The sequence below is a fragment of the Herbaspirillum rhizosphaerae genome, assembly GCF_046025915.1.
GTDB lineage: Bacteria > Pseudomonadota > Gammaproteobacteria > Burkholderiales > Burkholderiaceae_D > Herbaspirillum > Herbaspirillum rhizosphaerae_A.
The window spans coordinates 180428-202052 of record NZ_JAQQFR010000007.1; the positions used below are offsets into that span (position 1 = coordinate 180428).

The window sequence follows — 21625 nt, forward strand, 5'->3', positions numbered from 1 at the left end:
TTATCCCTTGTCCGAAACATTGACGCCGGCATCGGTCGAAGCGTGCGGCTTCCACGCGTCGGACGGCTTCAAATCCAGCGCAGCGGATTTCAAAATCTCGCAGCACAAATCTTCGTAACTCATTCCCGCCTGCTTGGCCGACATCGGCACCAGCGAATGGCCGGTCATGCCAGGCGAGGTATTGATCTCCAGCAGGAAAGGCTCGTTGTCGGACGCACGCAGCATGAAGTCCACGCGCGACCAGCCGCGGCAACCGAGTGCGTTATATGCCTTCACGGCGAGATCCTGTACGCGCTGCGTCAGGGCGTCGTCGATCGGCGCTGGACACAGATACTTGGTGTCGTCGGTGAAATACTTGTGCTGATAGTCGTAATTGCCTTCCGGTGCGCGGATCTCGATCACCGGGTAGGCCTTGGCATCACGCCCCTTGCCCAGCACCGGCACCGTCAGTTCGCGGCCGGTGACGAATTCTTCCGCCAACACAGCAGCGTCATATTTGGCGCACAGGTTGAATGCTTCCTGCATGTCTGAATAACCCGCCACTTTGGCGATGCCGATGGTCGAGCCTTCATGCGGGGCCTTCAGCATCAGCGGCAAACCGAGTACGTCGGGAACCTGACGCAACTCTTCGCGCGGCGTAGCAGCGCTATCAAGCACGATAAAGCGCGGCGTCGGCAACGCATGACCGATCCAGATGCGCTTGGTCATGACCTTGTCCATCGCAATCGAGGACGCCATCACACCCGGGCCGGTATAAGGAATACCCAGTTGCTCCAGTGCGCCTTGCAGCGTGCCGTCTTCGCCGTAGCGACCGTGCAGCGCGATAAAGACGCGATCAAATTTTTCTGCTGCCAGCTCAGCCAGGCTGCGCTGCGCCGGATCGAAAGGATGTGCGTCGACACCCTTGCTGCGCAAGGCCTTCAACACGCCCTCGCCGGACATCAGCGACACTTCGCGCTCAGCAGAGCGACCGCCGAACAGCACGCCGACCTTACCGAATTGTTTGGCCATATTCGAGTCCGTCATCACGCCCCCTGCCCTTGCGCATCCACGGATTGCGCTGTCAGTTTTGCCGGCACGCCGCTGATCGAGCCGGCTCCCATGGTCATGACAACGTCACCATCACGCACCACGTTCAGGATCGTTGCCGGCATGTCGGCGATGTCTTCGACAAACACCGGCTCAACCTTGCCTGCCACGCGCAGCGCATGCGCCAGCGCACGGCCGTCGGCGGCCACAATCGGTTGCTCGCCGGCGGAATACACCTCGGCCAGCACCAGCACGTCAGGCGTCGACAGCACCTTGACGAAGTCTTCAAACAAATCGCGCGTACGGGTGTAACGATGAGGCTGGAACGCCAGCACCAGACGGCGTCCCGGATAAGCACCGCGTGCGGCGGAAATCGTGGCGGCAGTCTCGACCGGGTGATGACCGTAGTCATCCACCAGCGTAAATGAGCCCGCCGGTTTGCCTGCTGCATCAAACAGCGGCACATCGCCATAGCGGGTGAAGCGGCGGCCAACGCCGTTGAATTCGGTCAGCGCCTTTTGCGTATCCGCATCAGCCACATCCAGCTCACGTGCGATCGCTACGGCGGCGCAGGCATTCTGCACGTTGTGCATGCCGGGCTGGTTCAAACTGACCTGCATCGGCGCATAACCGTCTTGCATGACTGTGAATTCCATCTTGCCGTCGACTGCCTTGGCGTCCACGGCGCGGATATCCGCATCTTCGTGGAAACCGTACGTCAGAATCGGCTTGGAAATCATCGGCATGATTTCGCGCACATGCGGATCATCCAGACACAGTACGGCGACACCGTAGAACGGCAGACGCTGCGTGAACTCGACAAAGGCCTGCTTGAGCTTGGCGAAATCGTGGTTGTAGGTTTCCATGTGATCGGCATCGATGTTCGTGATGACTTCGATCACCGGTGTCAGATTCAGGAAAGACGCATCCGACTCGTCGGCTTCGGCCACGATGAAATCGCCCGAACCGAGTTTGGCATTGGCGCCCGCGCTGGTCAGACGACCACCGATCACGAAGGTCGGATCCAGTCCGCCTTGCGCCAGCACGCTTGCAACCAGGCTGGTCGTGGTGGTCTTGCCGTGCGTGCCGGCAATCGCGATACCTTGCTTCAGACGCATCAGCTCGCCCAGCATCACCGCGCGCGGAACGATGGGGATATGTTTTCTGCGTGCCGCCAGCACCTCCGGATTGTCGCCCTTGACCGCAGTCGAGGTGACGATGGCATCGGCGTTTTCAATGTTGTCGGCAGCGTGGCCGTAGAGAATGCGCGCGCCCAGTTGCGCCAGGCGCTGTGTCGCCGCGTTGCTGCCCAGATCCGAGCCGGACACGCCGTAGCCCAGATTAAGCATGACCTCGGCAATGCCGCTCATTCCAGAGCCGCCAATGCCGACGAAGTGAATATTTTTAACCCGATGTTTCATTGCTTTACCAATCTTTCCAGCACCTGCGCAATCGCCTCATTGGCGTTGCGCCTGCCTTGTTCATACGCCGCCTGCGCCATCTTCTGGCAGGCAGGCCGATCCAACGTTTGCAGCAATGCCGCGAGGCTGTCCGGCGTCAGCTCGGTCTGCGGCAGATGCACTGCGGCGTTGCTTTGCGCCATCCATTTGGCGTTGTCGCGCTGATGCGATGTTGTCGATGCCACCAGTGGCACCAGCACGCTGGCAACTCCGGCTGCGGTTAATTCCGACACGGTAATCGCACCCGCGCGGCAGATCACCAGATCCGCGTCCGCATAGCGGCGCGGCATGTCGTCGATAAAATCCACCACTTCCGCCTCGACGCCCGACTGCGCATAGGCTACGCGCAGGGCATCGATATGCTGCTTGCCTGACTGATGCGTCACCAACGGACGCTGATCCAACGGCAACTTTGCCAGCGCTGCCGGTACACACTCATTCAATACTTTGGCGCCCAGACTGCCGCCGACCACCAGAATCCGCAAAGGACCGCTATGTGCGGCGTAACGCGGCGTCGGTTCATCCAGGGCGATGATTTCCTTACGCACCGGATTGCCGGTGACTTCCGCTTTTCCGGCAGCCTTACCGAAATCAGCAGGGAAACCGAACAGCACTTTGTCTGCCAATGGCGTCAAGGTTTTGTTCGATAGCAGCAGCGCTGCATCTGCATTCACCAGCACCAGCGGTACGCCGCGCAAACGCGCCATTGCACCGCCCGGCACCGTCACATAACCACCCATGCCCAACACCACATCCGGCTGACGCTTGCCGATAATGCGGAAGCACGATCCGAAGCTGGCGATCATGCGCCACACGCCTTTGACGGTATGCGTCAAACCTTTGCCGCGCAGGCCGGCGAAGACGATGGAATCCATCTCGACGCCATGTTTTGGCACTAAGTCTCGCTCCATGCCGTGCGTCGTCCCCAGCCAGGAAACCTGCCAGCCGCGCGCGCGCATGGTGTCGGCAATCGCCAGACCGGGGAAAATATGCCCGCCGGTGCCCGCTGCCATGATCAGAAGACGCCTGGTCATAAGCGGCCCCCACGCATCAGCACGCGATTCTCGTAATCGATACGCAACAAAATCGCCAGGCCGACACAATTGATCAGCAAACCCGAGCCGCCATAGCTCATCAGCGGCAAGGTCAGACCCTTGGTCGGCAACAGGCCGAGGTTCACTCCCATGTTGATGAAGGTCTGCACACCAATCCAGATCCCGATACCTTTGGCCGTCAAACCGGCGAAGGTCAGATCCAGCGCGATTGCCTGACGGCCAATTTCAAATGCATGCTTGATCAACCAATAGAACAACAGCACCACGACCAGCACACCGGCGAAACCCAGTTCTTCGCCAATCACCGCCAGCAAAAAGTCGGTATGCGCTTCCGGCAGGTAGTGCAGTTTTTCCACGCTGCCGCCCAGTCCGACGCCAAACAATTCGCCGCGACCAAATGCGATCAGCGAGTGCGATAACTGATAAGCCTTGCCCAGTGCGTTCTCTTCCACCCACGGATTCATGTAAGCAAAAATCCGCTCGCGCCGCCATGGCGACAAGATAATCACCAGCGAAAAAATCCCCACCAGCGTGGCGCCGATACCGCCAAACCAGACGCCGTTGATGCCGCCCAAAAACAGAATGCCCATCGCGATACAAACGATCACGCCGAATGCGCCGAGATCAGGCTCCAACAGCAACAGCAAGCCGACCACGCCTACCGCCAGCGTCATCGGCAAGAATCCCTTGGTCAGCTTGTGCATCACCGCCTGTTTGCGCACCGTGTAATCGGCGGCGTACAAGACGATGAACAGCTTCATCAGCTCAGACGGCTGCAAGTTGAATACCTTGAACGACAGCCAGCGCTTGGCTCCGTTGACGCCCTTGCCGATACCGGGAATCAGCACCAGCGCCAGCAAGATCAAAGTGCCGACGAACAGGTAAGGCGCAATTTTTTGCCAGGTTTCGATCTTGATGCGGAACACCATCAAGCCGGCCACCAGCGACACGCCGATGAACATCGCCTGACGCACCAGAAAATACGACGTCTTGTAATTCGCATATTTGGGCGAATCGGGCAGCGCAATCGATGCCGAATACACCATGACCATGCCGAACAGCATCAGCAGCATGACCACCCACACCAGCGGCTGGTCGTACTCCATCATGCGCGAACGCTGCTCGATACCGCTGATGCCTTTCAGGCTGCCGCTGTTGCTGCTCGCGCGCGCACTACCGCGCACGCCAGGCTCATCTTTGGCGCCGAACCAGCCGGTGATCGAAGGCAGGGTCAGTTTCATCACATCACCTCACCGCGCGACAAGGCCACCTCACGCACCGCGTCGACGAAGACCTCGGCGCGATGGGCATAGTTGCGGAACATGTCCAGACTGGCGCAGGCCGGCGACAGCAGCACGGCGTCACCGCCTTGCGCCATGGCAGCGGCTTTTTCGACGGCTTCTTCCAGCGTTGTGCAATCGATCAGTTCGATACCGGAGTCGGCGACTGCAGCGCGAATTGCACCGGCATCGCGACCGATCAGGAACACGGCACGGCCATATTTCGACAACGGCTCCGCCAGCGGCGAAAAATCCTGGCCCTTGCCGTCGCCACCGGCGATCAGCAACAGGCGATTCGGCTTGCCTCCATGACCAAGGCCGTTCAATGCAGCAACGGTCGCGCCGACATTGGTGCCCTTGCTGTCGTCGTAATATTCCACTTCGCGAATCGTCATCACCAGCTCGACGCGATGCGGTTCGCCCGTGTAGTCGCGCAGACCGTGCAACAGGTTCGCCAACGGCAGATCGGCTGCGCGGCACAATGCCAGCGCGGCCAGGCCGTTGGAGGCGTTGTGCAAACCGCGGATCTTCAGCGCATCGACCGGCATCAGGCGCTTGAGCAGGAAAGGCTGCTCAACGACTTCTTTTGGGTCTTTCTTGCGGCGGCGGCCTTCAGGCTTTTCTTCATCTTCGACTGCAACGGCCGCGGCCAGCCACAGCATGCCGTTTTCATCGACCAGACCGAAACTGCCGGCCTTTTTCGGCTCATCCAGGCCAAAAGTCGATACGGTGGCGCCGGGCGCGGCCATCGCCATCACGGCGGCATCGTCGCGATTGAGTACGCGTACGGTCTTCTCGCCAAAAATCCGCGCCTTGTCGGCAGCGTAGGCGTCCATGCTGCCGTGCCAGTCCAGATGGTCTTGCGTGATGTTCAGCACGGTCGCAGCATCGGCCTGCAAGCTGTAAGTCGTGTGCAGCTGGAAACTGGACAATTCCAGCACCCAGGCTTGCGGCAGGATGCCTTCGTAAACCATCTCTGGTTCTGGCGGCGGAAGTTCGAGCTGAAGCGGCGTGCTGTCGTCTTCGTCGAGAAGCGAAACCTGTGCTGAGACAGCAACATCTTCCGCGTCCACAATTTCCGCATCATGTAAAGCGGCGTCGTCTGCGCTTGTTTCTTCAGTGGTCGTTTCGGCTGCGGGTTCTTGCGACGCCGAGGCATCGACAGACTCTGCTGCGGCTTCGACACCCGCATCCTCATTTTGCGCAGCGACAGCGACTGTCAGGTTGTCATTCAGACCGATGTGGGCGGCTTGCACCGACGGCTCATGCTCGGTGTCGTTCGATGTATTCGATGCTTCGGCAGACAGTTGTTCTGATGATGCAGTTTCAGCTTCAGCTGACTCAGCAGCCTCGGCTTGTTCAGTCAGCTCCAGCTGGCGCGATGCTTCTTCTGCGGCAGCTTGTGCTGCTGCGGTTTCCTTCGCGGCGGCAGCGTCGATTTCTGCCTGGGCTTCAGCTTGCGCTTTTGCCTGTTCTTCTGCGATAACTGCAGCGGCTTCCGCCTCGGCCTGCGCAGCCGCTGCTTCTTCGGCGCGTTGCGCGGCGACCACGATAGCGTGGGCTGCATCTTCGATCAGTGCTTCGCGCAAGACATTCAACGCAGCCGGGCTGATGTTGCCAGCGACCTTGGTCGTCAATCCTGCACGACGGCATAGCATGCCGGTCAGACTGGTGACGGTGGTTTTGCCATTGGTGCCGGTGATGGCCAATACTTTGGGCGCGTAGGCGCGCTCTTCACGCAAAGCCGCGAGGGCTTGCGCGAACAATTCCATCTCGCCCCACAGGGGGATATTCTTCTCTGCTGCTGCCGCAGACAACACGGCCAGGTCGCGCTCCGGCGCGAGGCCCGGGCTAACGGCAACGAAATCGATACCGTCCAGCAGTTCCGCCGCAAAAACCTTGCCGCCGACGAATTCGCTCTCTGCCGATGTAGTCCTCAACACGGCCAGGCGCTCCGCCACGGCCTGCTCTTCGCGGGTATCGGCCACACGCACGCGCGCGCCGCAGTAGACCAGCCACTGCGCCATCGCCAGACCGGATTCACCCAGTCCAAGTACCAGAGCGTGTTTATCGACGTAATTCATTCTTTATTACCCGAGTCTTTCTAAAATGATCCGCTTAACGCAATTTCAGCGTCGACAGACCGAACAGCACCAGCATCATCGTAATGATCCAGAAGCGCACCACGACTTGTGTTTCTTTCCAGCCTTTTTGTTCATAGTGATGATGCAGCGGCGCCATCAGCAGCACCCGCTTGCCGACACCATAGCGTTTCTTGGTGAACTTGAAGTAAGCCACCTGAATCATCACCGACAGGGTTTCCACCACGAAGATGCCACCCATGATGAACAAGACGATTTCCTGACGCACGATTACGGCGATAGTGCCGAGCGCGCCGCCCAGTGCCAGTGCGCCGACGTCGCCCATGAACACCTGCGCCGGATAGGCGTTGTACCAGAGGAAAGCCAGGCCCGCGCCGGCCATCGCGCCGCAGAAAATCAGCAACTCACCCGCGCCGGGGATGTGCGGAATAAACAGGTATTTGGCATAACTGGCGCTACCGGTCAGATAGGCGAAGATGCCCAACGCACCGCCGACCAACACTGTCGGCATGATCGCCAGACCATCCAGACCGTCGGTCAGATTGACTGCGTTGCTGGTGCCAACAATGACGAAATAAGTCAGTGCAATGAAACCCCACACGCCCAGCGGATAGCTGACGGTTTTGAAGAACGGTACGATCAAGTCGGCTTTCGGCGGCAGGTCGAGGTTGAAACCCGATTGCACCCAGGCGAAGAACAGATCCAGCACCTTCATGTTGCTGACTTCGGACACCGAGAATGCGAGGTAGAACGCCGCCACCAGACCGATCAACGATTGCCAGAAATACTTCTCGCGCGAACGCATGCCGTTCGGATCCTTGTAGACCACCTTGCGATAGTCATCGACCCAGCCGATGGTGCCGAAGCCCAGCGTGACGATCAATACGATCCAGACGAAACGGTTGCTGAGGTCTGCCCACAACAAGGTAGAAACACCGATGCCGATCAGAATCAGCACGCCGCCCATGGTTGGGGTGCCGGATTTGATCAGATGCGTTTGCGGGCCGTCGGTACGCACGGCCTGCCCGACCTTGAGACGGGTCAGCATGCGAATCACAGCCGGACCGGCGACGAGGCCGATCAACAGCGCCGTCAGCGTCGCAAACACGGCGCGGAAGGTGATGAAGTTGAACACGCGCAGGAAACTGAAGTCCTGCTGAAAATTCTGAGCCAGCCAAAGCAGCATGTTAATGAGTCTCCTGGTGAAGTGGCGCACCGGACTGCGGCTGCGCCCCGACCAAATGCTGCACAACGCGCTCCATCTTCATGAAGCGCGAACCTTTTACCAATACCGTCGCCGTCGCGGATGCAGCCTCATGCGCTGCGGCGCTCACGGCGTCGATGGTGTCGAAATGACGCGCCGGGACAACTGCTCCCGGTACGGCGTTGTATTCATTGATGGCGTCGCACATGGCGTCGCCGAAACCGAGGAAATGGTCAATGCCGCGTTCGCGCGCGTAAGCGCCGATTTCCCGATGGAATTTAGGACCTTCGTTACCAACCTCACCCATGTCGCCCAAGGCCAGCACACGTGGCGTGGCGGCTTGCGCGAGCACGTCGATAGCGGCGCGTACGGAATCCGGATTGGCGTTGTAGGTGTCGTCGATGACCAGTGCGCCGCTGATGGCGGTCTTGCGTTGCAGGCGACCATTGACCGGCGCGAAAGCTTCCAGACCGCGCACGACCGCGGCGGCTGAAATGCCCGCACCCAGCGCGCAGGCTGTAGCGGCCAGCGCATTACGCACGTTGTGCTCACCGACGGCGGCGAGCTTGATACCAAATTGCTGCACACGATCGCCGATGCGCGCAGTGACCGCAATCGCGCTGCCGAATTCGCGCGCCTGATAGCTGCCGCTGACATCGGCGTCCTGATTAAGACCGAAGCTGATCACCGGACGTGTTCCGGCGATCTCGCGCCAGACCCAGGCGTATTCGTCTTCTGCCGGAAACACGGCGATGCCATCGGCCGGCAATGCACCGAAGACCGCGCCGTTTTCACGTGCGACGGCTTCGACGGTTGCCATGAATTCCTGATGTTCGCGTTGCGCATTGTTGACCAGTGCCAGCGTAGGACGGGCGATTTCTGCCAGCACCGCGATTTCGCCGGGATGGTTCATGCCGAGTTCAACGACTGCCGCCTGATGCTGTGGCCGCAGACGAAACAGCGTCAGCGGTACGCCGATTTCATTATTGAAATTGCCGCGCGTCGCGAGGCTATGGTCTTCACCGAATGCCGCCGTCAGGATCGACGCGATCATTTCCTTGACAGTGGTCTTACCGTTGCTGCCGGTGACGGCAATGACCGGCACATTAAACTGCTGACGCCAATGACGCGCGATCTGCCCCAGCGCCACACGCGTATCCGGCACAACGATGGCCGGAACGCTCAGTCCTGCAGGTATACGTTCCACCACGACAGCGGCAGCGCCCAGACCGGCGACGGCGTCGAGGAAATCGTGCGCATCAAAACGGTCGCCGCGCAAGGCGACGAACAGATTGCCAGGCGCAACGGCGCGACTGTCGGTGGTGACGCCACGCACAGTGACGTCGCCACCGGCGTTATGTGCACTATGCACGGTTGCGCCGTCCAGCCACTGCGTCAATTGTTCAAGCGATGCCTGCACTATGCACCTCCCATCATGGTGGCGCGCGCGGCCAGAGCCAGTGCGACGTGGTCGGCATCGAGGAAGGGATATTTCTTGCCTGCGATTTCCTGATAGGTTTCGTGTCCCTTGCCCGCCAACAGAACAACATCCTGTTTGACCGCGTGACGCACCGCCCACAGGATGGCGCCGGCACGGTCAGTCATGACATGCGGCACGATACGCGCCATGCCACTCTTGATATGCGAAATGATGACGTTGGGATCTTCGCTGCGCGGATTGTCGCTGGTCAGGATCACATGATCGGCCAGTTCTGAAACGGAACCCATCTCCGGACGCTTGCCCGGATCGCGATCGCCGCCGCAGCCGAACACGCACCACAGCTCGCCGCCACGCTGGCTGGCAACCTGGCGCAAGGCGCTCAAGGTTTTTTCCAGCGCGTCCGGCGTGTGCGCGTAATCAATCACGATCAACGGCGCTTCTTGCCCGCCGAACTGTTGCATGCGACCCGGTACGGCGGTCAGCGTGGAGATCACCGCCAGCGCAGCTTCCCAGCCGGTGCCCTTGGCCAGCATGACGCCGAGGATACCCAATACGTTGCTGACATTGAACTGCCCGACCAGTTGTGTCTTGACCTGGCCAGAACCAAATGGCGATTCGACATGGAAACTGGTGCCGGCATTGGTGCTGCGAATTGCCGATGCGCGCAGCACCGGAACATCGTCCGCAGTAATGTCGCTCAGCGAATAGCCGATCACAGGAATATTTTTGGCCTGCAGATAAGGAATCAAACGCTGCCCCATCTGGTCGTCCAGATTGATGACGGCGTGTTGCAGTCCCGGCGAATCAAACAGCTGAATCTTGGCTGCTTCGTAAGCGATCATGTCGCCGTGATAGTCGAGATGATCGCGCGTGAAATTGGTGAACAAGGCGACATCAACATGCAGCCCGTTCATGCGGCCCTGATCGAGTCCGATGGACGAGGCTTCAATCGCCAGCACCGATGCGCGCGCCGTACGCAGGTCCGACAGCTTGCGTTGCAGCAGCACTGCATCCGGCGTGGTGTAGCCGGTGACGTCGAAAGCGTGCGGTTTGCCGTCCTGGAACATGCCCACGCCCAGCGTGCCGACAACCGCTACCGGCGCCGAAGAACCTTGCAGACGCGACAGCGCCATGCCCAGCCAGTACGAGCACGAAGTCTTGCCGTTGGTACCGGTCACCGCGACGCTGAACATGTCCTTGTCGGGCTGCTTGTAAAACATATTGGCGGCGAATCCCGCGAGATGCTTCAAACCCTTGACGCCAAAATGCGGCAAATCTTCCTTGTCGTCCCAGGTAAATCCAGCCTCTTCATAGACGACTGCTGCGGCGCCGCGCTCTATCGCATCGGCGATATAGCGACGACCGTCGGCGCTGTCACCGGGATAGGCAAAGAACACGTCGCCTGCCTGCACACGTCGGGAGTCCGCAGTTAAATTCGCAGTCAGATTGACGTTCGCAGCGCAAATACCCTGTAGCCAGTCGACAATTTTTTGCGCGGAAAGCATAGTCGCAGGCATTACATGCTCTCCTCTAAGGCGTCTTTTGGAATGATGATATTGGTCACGCTGGAATCCGGCGCGACATTGAGCGCGCGTAAAGCGTTGGCCGTTACATTGGCAAAAACCGGGCCGGCGACAGTGCCGCCGAAGTGGCTGCCGGCGCTGGGTTCATCCAGCATCACAGCGATGATCAGGCGCGGGTCGGACATCGGCGCAATACCGACAAACGAAGACACGTATTTCTTCACGTACTTGCCGCCTTCAATCTTGTATGCGGTACCGGTCTTGCCGCCGACGCGATAACCAGGCACCTGAGCCTGCGGCGCGGTACCGCCCGGCGCCACCACGGTTTCCAGCATGCGGCGCATTTGCAGAGCGGTGTTTTCAGAGATCACGCGATGACCGATCGGCATGTCGTTGACCTTCTGAAAGGACAGCGGAATCAGGTCGCCGTTACGGGCAAAAATCGTATACGCGTGCGCAAGTTGAATCAGCGATACCGAGATACCGTGGCCGTAGCTCATCGTGGCCTGCTCGATCGGACGCCACGATTTGTACGGACGCACCCGGCCTGCAACTGCGCCCGGGAAACCGAACTTTGGCTGCTGCCCGAGGCCGACGCTGGTGAACATTTCCCACATTTCCTGCGGCGGCATTTCCAGTGCAATCTTGGCGGTGCCGATGTTGGATGACTTCTCGATAATCTGCGCAACCGTCAGCGGTCCGTGCGCATGCGAATCGCCGATGGTCGCCGTACCGATGGTCATTTTGCCGGGCGAAGTCTGGAATACGGTGCTCGGCGTCACGCGATGGGTGTCCAGCGCCAGCGCCACGGTGAACGGCTTCAATGTCGAACCGGGCTCGAAGGTATCAGTCAGCACGCGGTTGCGCAGTTGCGCGCCAGTCAGAACCGAGCGGTCGTTCGGGTTGTAGGTCGGCAGATTGGCCAGCGCCAGCACTTCGCCGGTACGCGCGTCGACGACGATGATGCCGCCGGCCTTGGCCTTGTTCTTTTCGACGGCTTCTTTCAATTGTGTAAAGGCGATGTACTGGATCTTGCTGTCGATGGAAAGCGTCAAATCCTTGCCGTCATGCGGCTCGCGCACGGCTTCGATATCTTCAACGATGCGGCCGAGACGATCCTTGATCACGCGGCGGCTGCCGGTCATACCGGCTAGCGTTTTCTGCGAGCCAAGTTCCATGCCGTCCTGTCCGGCGTCTTCCACATTGGTAAAGCCCACAACGTGGGCCATGACTTCACCTTCAGGATAGAAGCGCTTGTATTCCTTGCGCGTCTCGATGCCGGCAATGCCGAGCTTGACGATCTTGTCGGCGGTGTCTTGCTCGACCTGGCGCTTCAGATAAACAAAGTTGCGGTCGGAATCGAGCTTCTTGCGCAATTCGGCGTCGCTCATGTCGAGCAGTTTGGCCAAGTCGCGCAGCTTGTCTTTCGGCGCTTCCTGCACATCATCCGGAATTGCCCAGATCGCCTTGACCGGCACCGACGAGGCCAGCACCTGGCCGTTGCGGTCAGTGATTTTGCCGCGCGTGGCCGGCAACTCCAGCGTACGCGCGTAGCGTGAAGCGCCTTGTTTTTGCAGGAAATCGGTGGACATCCCCTGCAACCACAACGCGCGCGCAGCCAGTGCGAAAAAGGCCATGAACAGCACGAACAACACCACGCGCGAACGCCAGGCCGGCATCGCGACCTGCAATACCGGGCTTGCCGAGAACGCGACGCCGCGCGAGGCAGCGACGCGGCCTCCTGTGACGTTGGTGCGTGGCGGCATGCGCGTCATTTGTTCCTCACCGTCAGGTATTGGGTGCGTTCGGGCGTCAGCGAGACCATGTTCAGGTCGCGACGCGCCAATGCCTCAATACGGGAATTCTTGCCCAGTGTGGATTGATCCAATTGCAATTGCGCCCAGTCGATGTCGAGCTGGCGCGCAGCGGATTGGGCGCGCTCCAGTTCGATGAACAGACGGCGCGCCTGGTATTGAGCGTTGACCAGCGACAGCGCGCATAGCACCAGCACGGCCGTCACCAGAAAGCTCAGACGGCCGGTCATGGCGCATCCTCGGCGACAGTACGCTCAAGCGAGCGCATCACGGCGGAACGGGCGCGTGGATTGCCTGCGACTTCGGCGTCGCTCGGCTTGACACGGGAGTGCAATTTTCCGAGGGGTTGCGGCAGGTCGACTGCACGAATCGGCAGGCGGCGGTCAGGCTGCGGCACATGGGCTTTGGATGCCATGAACTGCTTGACGATGCGATCTTCCAACGAGTGAAAGCTGATCACAACCAATCTCCCATACTGCGCCATCTGCTGAAATGCTTTTTCCAGTCCTATTTCGAGTTCTTCAAGCTCTTGATTGATGAAAATCCGTATAGCCTGAAAGGTACGAGTGGCCGGGTCTTTGCCTTTCTCGCGGGTTTTGACGGCTTGTGCCACGAGCGTGGCAAGCTGTCGTGTGGTTGAAATTGGCTCGACTGCCCGGCGAGCAACAATCGTCTTTGCAATCTGAAGAGCAAACCGTTCTTCCCCATATTCTCGTATCACCTTTGCTATCGTCTGTTCGTCCGCCGTTGCCAGCCACTCCGCTGCCGACACGCCGCGCGTGGTATCCATGCGCATGTCCAGCGGGCCATCGAACCGAAAACTGAAACCCCGCGCCGCGTCATCCACCTGCGGCGAAGAAATACCCAAATCCATCAACACGCCATCAACACGCGTGACGCCATGCGCCGCCAGTGCCTGATCCAGCGTCGCAAAGCTGTCATGCACAATGGCGAAACGCGGATCCGCAATGGTCTGCGCCGTGGCAATCGCCAGCGGATCCTTGTCGAACGCAATCAAACGTCCACGCGCACTGAGGCGCTCCAAAATCTTGCGGCTATGCCCGCCACGACCGAAGGTGCCGTCCAGATAGACACCATCAGCCCGGTCGCCTTCTATTACCAGGGCATCCACCGCTTCATCCAACAACACCGTACGGTGCTGCAAATCGGGCACCGATTGCAAAGTCATCGCGTCGTGCCGTCAGAAGGAAAAATTGCTCAACACATCCGGCATGCCCGCAGCAACAGCTTCCGATTCGTTCTCGGCCAGCTTCGCGGCATCCCAGATTTCAAAATGGCTACCCATGCCCAGCAACATGACGTCGCGCTCCAGGCCGACCGCCGCCCGCAACTCCGGCGCGATCAGGATGCGTCCGGCAGAGTCCAGCTCCACATCGCACGCATTACCAAGGAAAACGCGTTGCCAGGCGCGCGCCGACATCGGCCATGCCGCGATTTGCTCGCGATGGCTTTCCCAGGTCGGGCGCGGGAAAAACAGCAGACAGCCGTGCGGATGGCGCGTCAACGTGACCCGTCCTTCGCACTGAACCGCCAGGGCGTCACGATGCTTGGCCGGAATAGACATCCGTCCTTTGGCATCGAGATTGATTGATGACGCGCCCTGAAACACTGTGTTTGACCTTTTTTCCTGTGGCTGTTGGCATGCTTGAATTCGGTGTTTTGCTGTTTGGGATTCGAAAATGCCCCACAAAAAAACACTTTTTCACACTATCGCCCACTTTAGAGGATGCACTAATACAGGTCAAGCGATATTCATGGGCCGAAACAGGGATTTTTTTAATAAAGTCAAAGACTTAGCGCGCATAGTTAAAAAGCGTCTAAAAGCGCTTTTTCCTCGAAAATGAATGACTTAGGGAATCTATTGAATGTTCCACTTGAGATATACACATGTGTTTATCTCGAATTCCGCGTGGTTTCTGGGGGAGAGACTGATCAGCGAATAAGAAAAACCGCCGAACGACTTGAGAAGAGATTTTGCAGACGATCAAAAGCACCAAGCTGGACCAACCGACAATGCAAAAGACAATACAAAGGCAAGGCAACTTCAAAACAAACTTCCATCCAAACATAAAACTGCGCCGGCGACACCGCTCAAAAAATTAGCGGCAACCGGAGTATGCCTGAAAAAACAGCGCGCAAAAAAATCAAAGGCGCGTCAAAAATCCAAACAAGCCACACAAAAAACGAGGCGTGAAACTCTCCGCAGACATCCGGATTTTTTCAATTCGATGAAATTCATGCGAAATAGATCATGTCAAATCAATTAAACATCAGATGGGGCTTGCGGAGTAGGCGCATTCCAATGCTAAAATCTCGGCACCTTAACAGTGAAAGGAATTTTAAAGTGAACAAATCCGAATTGGTCGACGCAATCGCTGCTGATACAGAAATCTCGAAGGCTGCTGCACAACGTGCTCTGGACTCCGTTGTTGAAAACATCATCAAGGCAGTTACCAAGGGCGACACAGTGCAACTGGTTGGCTTCGGTTCTTTCTCCACAGGCAAGCGCGCTGCTCGTACCGGCCGTAACCCACAAACTGGCGAAGAAATCAAAATCGCTGCTGCAACTACAGTGAAGTTCTCCGCTGGTAAGTCGTTCAAAGAAGCAGTGAACAAGAAGAAGAAATAATGGTTCCATTTGAATGCTGTGAACCAGGAGTTCACGGCATTCAAATACCGCTGCTGCTGCATTCATGCGGCAGCACGCCCCCTCCTCCGCTTTCCCCCTATCCTCCACACTTTATCGCTTCACCGGTCTTCTCGCCTCTTCCTGCAGCATCTCGCAAGATCTTCACATTGACTGACGTCGTTCACTCCGCGTTTTCGTGATCTTTCAGACGTGCGCGTGCCGCAGCAAACAAATCGGTTTCCGACCTGTTTCCCGCAGCTTGTGGCTACGGCGAATATTGAACCGCAGAATTCTCGATCAGGCTTGCGCGAACGAGATATCGACCTTGCCGATGTTCTGCAACAAGGCGTTGACGCTGCTGCCTTTGTCGGCGAACAGCAAACCTGTGCACGATCCCGTCGTCACGAACTGGCCGGCTTTCAGACCACCGCAACGCTCGCCGACGTGATTCGCCAGCCAGGTCACCAGCGGCCAGATATCGACTGCGGGGTTGCCACCGACGGTTTTGGCGACTTCCAGACCATTGAAATACAGCTCGGCGTGCTGGATGCTTTGATCGATCTGACCCAGATCGCTGCGCCCCGGACCGTAAATGAACGCGCAATTGCTCAGCGCATCGGCCAACCCGGCCAGCGGATTGGCTGCCGGATATTCGCTGTAGCGCGAAGACACCAGTTCAATGGCGGGATGAACGGTGCCGACTGCGGCCAGTACTTCTTCCTCGGTGTATGGCGTGGCGCGGGCCGGTAAATCGCTCTTCATGCGCAAGGCGATCTCGACTTCGATACCGCGCGAGCCCGCGGTCAGCAAGTCGAAGAAATGATACGGCGCTGCAAAGATGAACTGCGCCGGCATCGGCGCGCAGCTTGGCTGTGCGCCAGGTGCTTTGGCGCCGACCTTCCAACCGCCGACCTCTCCCAGCGATTGAGAAACGGTATCCTGCACTGCGTAGGCTTCAGCAGCGTCGGCCGGAATGTATTCGTCAGGCAGGCGCGCCAGCGTGATTTCGTGCTTGCGCGCCGCCAGCAGCAACTCGGCCGCCACCTTGATTTTTTGTTTGTCCATTGTCGTACTTTACTTCTTGAAAAGGCATCGCTGCATGGAAAGCAGACGACGCCGGTTAAAAAACTTCAGCAACGTTACAGGATCTCAAGAAAATCCAAAGCGCCGCGGCAACCACAAACTCAGATCCGGCCAGACGATGATCACGATCAGCGTGACCAGCAGCATGGCCAGATATTTCAGATACGGCTTCACCACATCCTGCAAGCGCACCTGTGCAATCGCGCAGGTCGCATACATCCCCAGCCCGAACGGCGGCGAGAACAAACCGATGCCCATCGAAATCACCAGGATGATGGCGAAGTGCAAAGGATTGTAGCCAAGCTGCACCGCAATCGGCGTCAGCAAAGGGCCGAAAATGATCAGTGCAGGCGCACCTTCCAGCACCGCGCCGAACAAGATCAGCGCCAAAACAGAAATGAGAATAAACATCCAGCGGCCGTAATCATGCGCCAGGCTCACCATCAGTTCGGCCAGCGCATGCGGGATCTGTTCCACCGTCAGGGCATACGCCACACTGCTGGCTGCTGCCACGATGAACAACACCATGCCCGACATTGAGGCCGCATCGACGAACAGCTTCACCAGCACCTTGCTATTGAGCTCGCGGAAGGCCAGCCAGCCGGCCACGATCGCGTACACCACGGCGAACGAAGAAATCTCCGTCGATGTCGCCACGCCGGAAGCCACGCCCTTGCCGATCATCACGATCATGATCAGACCCACCAGCGCGCCACCGATCAGCTTGCCCATCGGACGCGGCTTGATGAAGACGACGCTGACGTCGACTTTGCGGCCGGTGTAATACGCAAGGATGCTCAAGGCGATCGCCATCGCCAGCGCCGGCAGAATCCCGGCGAGGAACAAGCCGCCGATCGATAGATTGGCGACAAAGCCAAGGATGATCATGTTGATGCAAGGCGGGATCGTTTCCGCCATGATCGCTGAAGCCGCCAGCAAACCTGCTGCCTCGTTCGGATTCTGCCTGGTCTGGCGCACCGCCGGCATCAGGATGCCGCCCACAGCGGCGACGTCAGCCAGCTTGGAGCCAGATACGCCCGAGAAGAACGCCATCGCCGTCACCATGATCAGATTCAATCCACCACGCAGACGGCCGAACATGCGCAGCAACAGCTCGATCAGGCGCGACGACATACCGTTGCATTCCATCACCATGCCGGCCAGGATGAAGAACGGCACCGCCAGCATGACAAAGTGGTCGGTGCCTGCGGCAACCTGCTGGGCAAACACCATCACCGACAAGGACGGCTCCAGCAAGAAAAACATCAGCGCGCCAAAGGTCAGCGAAAATGCAATCGGCACACCCGCCACCAGACAGAACAGGAAGCCAAACAGTAAGACGTGCATCGGTCGCAGCGCATGGTCAGGCCAGAACGTCTGCAAAGCCAATACGCCGCCGACAACTACCGCGCCAAGCAAACCCGACACCAGCGCATGACGGCCGAACTTCTTCAGCGCATGCGTCATGGCGAAGACTGACAACAAGAGACTGCCAATCAGCACCGGCAAAACAAAAATCGTCTGCGGCAAACCCGTGGGCGTGGTCTGGTCGTTGGAGATTTCCAGCAGTAGCCAGGTCGTATAGGCCAGCGACATGGCGACGAAGGCGATCACCCAGTCACACAGCCGGAGGATATAGGGCAGCCATGATTTCGGAAAAACCCCGCGCAGGCTATCGATGCCGACGTGACGGCTGCGCCCAAGCACGCTGGCCGCGCCGAAGAACACCAGCGTGATCATCAGCGCGCGCGCCACTTCTTCCGACCACTCCAGCGGATCGTGCAAAGCGTAGCGCCAGACCACCGAAAAGAACACCACCAGCACATCCACTGCCAGCACCGCCGCCGACGTCAGTTCCAGCACACGTTGCAGCCGCGGATAGTCCACCGCGTCGTTGGGCGAGGCGTGCAGCGAGCGGATTGCGTTCTCGATTTCTGCGGTTTCTTCAGCCGGCGTCAGCGGCGCAGTCATTGTCTTCATCATGGATTCCTTTGACTACAGAGTCGGCAAGACATCAGCCGCGCATGGCGACGATCTCGTCGACCACCGGTTTGACTGCCGGATACTGTGTGGTGAACTCGCCCCACAGCGGCGCGACGTCTTTGCGCAGTGCTTCGCGATCGACCGTGGAGACGGTCAGGCCCAGGCCTTTGAGTTTTTCAAAGGCGTCACGCTCCATGTCGGCGGCACGCTGGCGTTGATACATCGTCGCTTCGGTGGCGGCGTCGAGAAAAGCTTTTTGCAAATCGGCTGGAATCTTGGCGAAAGAGCGCTTGCCGATCACCGGTGTTTGCGGATTGTAGATATGCTGGGTCAGCGCGCAGTATTTGGCGACTTCGAAGAACTTGCCTGCCAGCGCCGTCGGCGCATCGTGCTCAAAACCGTCCACCACGCCGGTCTGCAGCGAAGTGTAGATTTCACCGAAAGGGATCGGTGTCGGCACCGCGCCCATATAACGCAGCGTGCTGACGAAATTTTTCACCGGCAGCACACGGATCTTCGTTCCCTTGAGCTCGGCCACGCTGCGCACCGGATTCTTGGTGAACACATTGCGCGCGCCCAGCGAATACGCCCAGCCCAGCACCTGCACGCCGATGCGGTCGACCATGAGCTTGCTAAGAATGGCGCCGGCTTTGCCGTCCAGCGCGCGGCCGGAATGGTCGAGGTTGGCGAACAGATAGCCCATGTCGAGCACACCGATTTCCGGCACGGTAGTCGACCAGATCGACGAGCCGGAGATCATCATGTCGACGCTGCCGATGCGCACCTGATTGACGACATCGGATTCCTTGCCGAGCTGATCGCTGGGGAAATAGTTGACGACGATCTTGTTGCCGACGGCGGTCTTCAGATTCTGCGCGAAGCGGCTGTACCAGACGTAGTGCGCCGAGTTGGCGTCGAGCGGCAGCGTCGACGACATGCGCAGCGTGACCAGCGGCTTATCTTGCGCGAAAGCCAGATTGCCTGACAGGCCTGTCGATGCGGCCGCGCCGATGGCGAGTCCGGCTTTCAGGAATTGTCGTTTGGATGCGTTGGTGGTGCTCATCATTGTCTCCTGTAGTTTTATGTGGTGCTGCTTTGTCACTATTTATTCACTACTTACGTCTGATGCTTGTCCTGGCTTGCCCTGATTTTTCCTAACTACGCGCTGCTGTGCTGATCAGTATCTGTTGTGCGCCTTGCCTTTCAATTTTTCACAAATGGTGGTTCCGGCATGCCGACAACGCCGGGATTCAATGTCCAAACCATGCCTGCACCGGCATCGCCTGCCGGCGCACCGAGACTGATGCTGGTGACGATCATGGTCTTCAGGTCGTCGCCGCCGAAGGCGCACATGGATGGCTTTTTCGCAGGCAATTCAATCACCCGGTCGAGCTTGCCGTCGGGCGTAAAGCGCAGCAAACAGCCTGCATCATTGGCACAAGACCAATAACAGCCGTCGATGTCCATCGCTGCACCGTCGGGACGTCCGCGATGCTGATTGAGATCGGCGAACACCCGGCGACGCGACGGCGTGCCGCTGTCGATGTCATAGTCAAACGCCCAGATCAGGCGGCTCGACGGATGCGAGTCGGACAAATACATGGTCTTGCCGTTGGGCGACCACGCCAATCCGTTTTGCACGATCAGGCCATCCACCATCGGTGCCGACAAACCCGCAGCGTCATAGCGATAGAGCTTGCCGTCCGCACGCGCGAGCGACATATCGAGGCACATGACGCCACTCCAGAAACGCCCCTGACGATCGCAGCGACCGTCGTTGAAACGCTGCTCTGCTTGCAGGCCGCTCGGTTGTGCGAGCTTGTCCAGCAGCACATTTCCATCGTCTTGCAGCGTCACACTAAAGACACCCGTATGCATGCCGGCGATCAATCCGCCTGCGTCGTCGGGCGCAATGCACGCCACCATTTCGGGCAGTTGCCATTGTTTGTAAACGCTGTCCACGGTCTGACGGCAGATCAGCTTGCGCGGGATGTCGACCCAGTACCAGGCCGATTGCGCGGCATGCCAGAACGGGCTTTCGCCGACGTCGTAACGGTGATCGTTGAGGGGAAGTACTTGCATGGTAAATATCCGAAGGGTCTTCTATTCGTATTGCGGGCCGGCCAGAATGAACGGCCCGCCCTGAAAGTTGCCGGCATCGTCGGCCGCCGGCCACGCACCGCTGAAAGGAAAATGCTCGGCAAATGGATCGGCAGAATCGCGCGCGACGAAACCTAGATGCCCGGCCTTGCTGTTGTCCCACCAATCGATGCGGTTGTCGGAAACGCCGTAGACGATACTGTGACCGACGCGCGGTGTGAAGAGTGCACAGCGCACCAGCTCGACAAAATCCTCATAGCTCAGATAGGTCGCCAGCATGCGGGCGTTGCGCGGCTCCGGAAAGCACGAGCCGATGCGCAAGCAGACCGTCTCCACGCCGAAACGGTCGAAGTAATAACGCGACAGCGATTCACCGAAGCATTTGGTCAACCCGTACAATCCATCGGGACGCAAGGGACTATCGGCATCGATGCGCTCGGTGGTCGGGTAGTAGCCGACCGCGTGACTGGAACTGGCGTAGACCACGCGACGGATGCCGCGTTTGTGCACGCCTTCATATAAGTTGTAAGTACCCTGGATATTGGCGTGCATCAGTTGCTCGAACGGCGCTTCCAGCGAAAGGCCGCCGAAATGCAGAACGGCGTCGACACCCTCTAGCATGGCATGCACCGCCGCCTTGTCGGCCAGATCGCAGGTGACAATTTCTTCCCCCGCCGCGGCCGTGCCGAGATCGCCGATATCAGACAGGCGCACGACGTCGGCCCATGGCTTCAGACGTTCGCGCAGTAGCTGACCGAGATTGCCCGCGGCACCCGTCAGCAACAATCGCTGAAAAGGCTTTGCAGACACGGAAGAACCCGGCTGATGATCTTGCGAATTGCTCATGTCTATGAATCGTCGTTGGTTGGACTACCGACGCTGAGCGGACGTCATGGATTTT

At 58.8% G+C, this 21625-nt stretch carries 18 protein-coding genes; 1 reads left to right on the forward strand and 17 read right to left on the reverse strand.

The window, feature by feature from the left end; genetic code table 11:
• The 12 genes from PQR63_RS12790 to mraZ are packed head-to-tail and all read right to left on the reverse strand — an operon-like array spanning position 1 to position 14538.
• Positions 1 to 1011, reverse strand: coding sequence for a D-alanine--D-alanine ligase (locus PQR63_RS12790; protein WP_408168265.1), 1011 nt, complete (start codon positions 1009 to 1011; stop codon positions 1 to 3).
• Between the two features lie 14 nt (positions 1012 to 1025).
• A complete protein-coding gene (murC, locus tag PQR63_RS12795; protein ID WP_408168267.1) occupies positions 1026 to 2450 on the reverse strand; it encodes a UDP-N-acetylmuramate--L-alanine ligase in 1425 nt (474 codons plus the stop codon).
• Positions 2447 to 3523, reverse strand: coding sequence for an undecaprenyldiphospho-muramoylpentapeptide beta-N-acetylglucosaminyltransferase (gene murG, locus PQR63_RS12800; RefSeq protein ID WP_408168269.1), 1077 nt, complete (start codon positions 3521 to 3523; stop codon positions 2447 to 2449). The genes murC and murG overlap by 4 nt, the downstream gene beginning before the upstream one ends.
• Positions 3520 to 4785: a putative lipid II flippase FtsW gene (gene ftsW, locus PQR63_RS12805; protein ID WP_408168271.1), complete on the reverse strand. Its 1266-nt coding sequence runs from the start codon at positions 4783 to 4785 to the stop codon at positions 3520 to 3522. The genes murG and ftsW overlap by 4 nt, the downstream gene beginning before the upstream one ends.
• A complete protein-coding gene (gene murD, locus PQR63_RS12810) occupies positions 4785 to 6908 on the reverse strand; it encodes a UDP-N-acetylmuramoyl-L-alanine--D-glutamate ligase (RefSeq protein ID WP_408168272.1) in 2124 nt (707 codons plus the stop codon). The genes ftsW and murD overlap by 1 nt, the downstream gene beginning before the upstream one ends.
• Positions 6909 to 6942: 34 nt before the next feature.
• Positions 6943 to 8112 (reverse strand): phospho-N-acetylmuramoyl-pentapeptide-transferase, encoded by a 1170-nt coding sequence (gene mraY, locus PQR63_RS12815; RefSeq protein ID WP_408168273.1) that lies wholly within the window; start codon positions 8110 to 8112, stop codon positions 6943 to 6945.
• A 1-nt stretch (position 8113) separates the two neighbouring features.
• The gene (locus PQR63_RS12820) at positions 8114 to 9553 is read right to left on the reverse strand and encodes a UDP-N-acetylmuramoyl-tripeptide--D-alanyl-D-alanine ligase (RefSeq protein ID WP_408168337.1); all 1440 of its coding nucleotides are present in this window, start codon (positions 9551 to 9553) and stop codon (positions 8114 to 8116) included.
• Positions 9550 to 11088, reverse strand: a complete 1539-nt coding sequence (locus PQR63_RS12825; protein ID WP_408168274.1) for a UDP-N-acetylmuramoyl-L-alanyl-D-glutamate--2,6-diaminopimelate ligase — start codon at positions 11086 to 11088, stop codon at positions 9550 to 9552. Before PQR63_RS12825 ends, PQR63_RS12820 begins: the two co-directional genes overlap by 4 nt.
• A complete protein-coding gene (locus tag PQR63_RS12830) occupies positions 11088 to 12869 on the reverse strand; it encodes a peptidoglycan D,D-transpeptidase FtsI family protein (RefSeq protein WP_094565651.1) in 1782 nt (593 codons plus the stop codon). Before PQR63_RS12830 ends, PQR63_RS12825 begins: the two co-directional genes overlap by 1 nt.
• Positions 12866 to 13138, reverse strand: a complete 273-nt coding sequence (gene ftsL / locus PQR63_RS12835; protein WP_094565652.1) for a cell division protein FtsL — start codon at positions 13136 to 13138, stop codon at positions 12866 to 12868. The genes PQR63_RS12830 and ftsL overlap by 4 nt, the downstream gene beginning before the upstream one ends.
• On the reverse strand, positions 13135 to 14097 hold the full coding sequence (gene rsmH, locus PQR63_RS12840; RefSeq protein ID WP_408168276.1) for a 16S rRNA (cytosine(1402)-N(4))-methyltransferase RsmH: 963 nt from the start codon (positions 14095 to 14097) through the stop codon (positions 13135 to 13137). The genes ftsL and rsmH overlap by 4 nt, the downstream gene beginning before the upstream one ends.
• Positions 14098 to 14109: 12 nt before the next feature.
• Positions 14110 to 14538 (reverse strand): division/cell wall cluster transcriptional repressor MraZ, encoded by a 429-nt coding sequence (gene mraZ, locus PQR63_RS12845; RefSeq protein WP_094565654.1) that lies wholly within the window; start codon positions 14536 to 14538, stop codon positions 14110 to 14112.
• A gap of 735 nt (positions 14539 to 15273) precedes the next feature.
• Between mraZ and PQR63_RS12850 the strand changes: the two genes are divergently transcribed.
• Positions 15274 to 15558: an HU family DNA-binding protein gene (locus tag PQR63_RS12850; protein ID WP_007880659.1), complete on the forward strand. Its 285-nt coding sequence runs from the start codon at positions 15274 to 15276 to the stop codon at positions 15556 to 15558.
• 297 nt (positions 15559 to 15855) lie between these two features.
• Here PQR63_RS12850 and PQR63_RS12855 read toward each other — a convergent pair whose 3' ends face one another.
• From PQR63_RS12855 to PQR63_RS12875, 5 genes are all read right to left on the reverse strand, one after another.
• The gene (locus PQR63_RS12855; RefSeq protein ID WP_408168277.1) at positions 15856 to 16623 is read right to left on the reverse strand and encodes a 2-keto-4-pentenoate hydratase; all 768 of its coding nucleotides are present in this window, start codon (positions 16621 to 16623) and stop codon (positions 15856 to 15858) included.
• An 84-nt stretch (positions 16624 to 16707) separates the two neighbouring features.
• Complete coding sequence (locus PQR63_RS12860; RefSeq protein ID WP_408168278.1) at positions 16708 to 18621, reverse strand: TRAP transporter large permease; 1914 nt, start codon at positions 18619 to 18621, stop codon at positions 16708 to 16710.
• A gap of 34 nt (positions 18622 to 18655) precedes the next feature.
• Positions 18656 to 19687, reverse strand: coding sequence for a TRAP transporter substrate-binding protein (locus tag PQR63_RS12865; RefSeq protein WP_408168279.1), 1032 nt, complete (start codon positions 19685 to 19687; stop codon positions 18656 to 18658).
• A gap of 140 nt (positions 19688 to 19827) precedes the next feature.
• Positions 19828 to 20706, reverse strand: a complete 879-nt coding sequence (locus PQR63_RS12870) for an SMP-30/gluconolactonase/LRE family protein (protein ID WP_408168280.1) — start codon at positions 20704 to 20706, stop codon at positions 19828 to 19830.
• A gap of 21 nt (positions 20707 to 20727) precedes the next feature.
• A complete protein-coding gene (locus tag PQR63_RS12875) occupies positions 20728 to 21570 on the reverse strand; it encodes an NAD-dependent epimerase/dehydratase family protein (RefSeq protein WP_408168281.1) in 843 nt (280 codons plus the stop codon).
• Positions 21571 to 21625 lie beyond the last annotated feature (55 nt).

Coding starts and splice junctions, on each gene's coding strand:
- PQR63_RS12870 (WP_408168280.1), bottom strand. CDS start 20,706: ATGCAAGTACTTCCCCTCAACGATCACCGTTACGACGTCGGCGAAAGC.
- ftsW (WP_408168271.1), bottom strand. CDS start 4,785: ATGAAACTGACCCTGCCTTCGATCACCGGCTGGTTCGGCGCCAAAGAT.
- rsmH (WP_408168276.1), bottom strand. CDS start 14,097: ATGACTTTGCAATCGGTGCCCGATTTGCAGCACCGTACGGTGTTGTTG.
- murG (WP_408168269.1), bottom strand. CDS start 3,523: ATGACCAGGCGTCTTCTGATCATGGCAGCGGGCACCGGCGGGCATATT.
- PQR63_RS12830 (WP_094565651.1), bottom strand. CDS start 12,869: ATGACGCGCATGCCGCCACGCACCAACGTCACAGGAGGCCGCGTCGCT.
- mraY (WP_408168273.1), bottom strand. CDS start 8,112: ATGCTGCTTTGGCTGGCTCAGAATTTTCAGCAGGACTTCAGTTTCCTG.
- ftsL (WP_094565652.1), bottom strand. CDS start 13,138: ATGACCGGCCGTCTGAGCTTTCTGGTGACGGCCGTGCTGGTGCTATGC.
- PQR63_RS12790 (WP_408168265.1), bottom strand. CDS start 1,011: ATGGCCAAACAATTCGGTAAGGTCGGCGTGCTGTTCGGCGGTCGCTCT.
- PQR63_RS12875 (WP_408168281.1), bottom strand. CDS start 21,570: ATGAGCAATTCGCAAGATCATCAGCCGGGTTCTTCCGTGTCTGCAAAG.
- murC (WP_408168267.1), bottom strand. CDS start 2,450: ATGAAACATCGGGTTAAAAATATTCACTTCGTCGGCATTGGCGGCTCT.
- PQR63_RS12860 (WP_408168278.1), bottom strand. CDS start 18,621: ATGAAGACAATGACTGCGCCGCTGACGCCGGCTGAAGAAACCGCAGAA.
- PQR63_RS12825 (WP_408168274.1), bottom strand. CDS start 11,088: ATGCCTGCGACTATGCTTTCCGCGCAAAAAATTGTCGACTGGCTACAG.
- PQR63_RS12855 (WP_408168277.1), bottom strand. CDS start 16,623: ATGGACAAACAAAAAATCAAGGTGGCGGCCGAGTTGCTGCTGGCGGCG.
- murD (WP_408168272.1), bottom strand. CDS start 6,908: ATGAATTACGTCGATAAACACGCTCTGGTACTTGGACTGGGTGAATCC.
- PQR63_RS12865 (WP_408168279.1), bottom strand. CDS start 19,687: ATGAGCACCACCAACGCATCCAAACGACAATTCCTGAAAGCCGGACTC.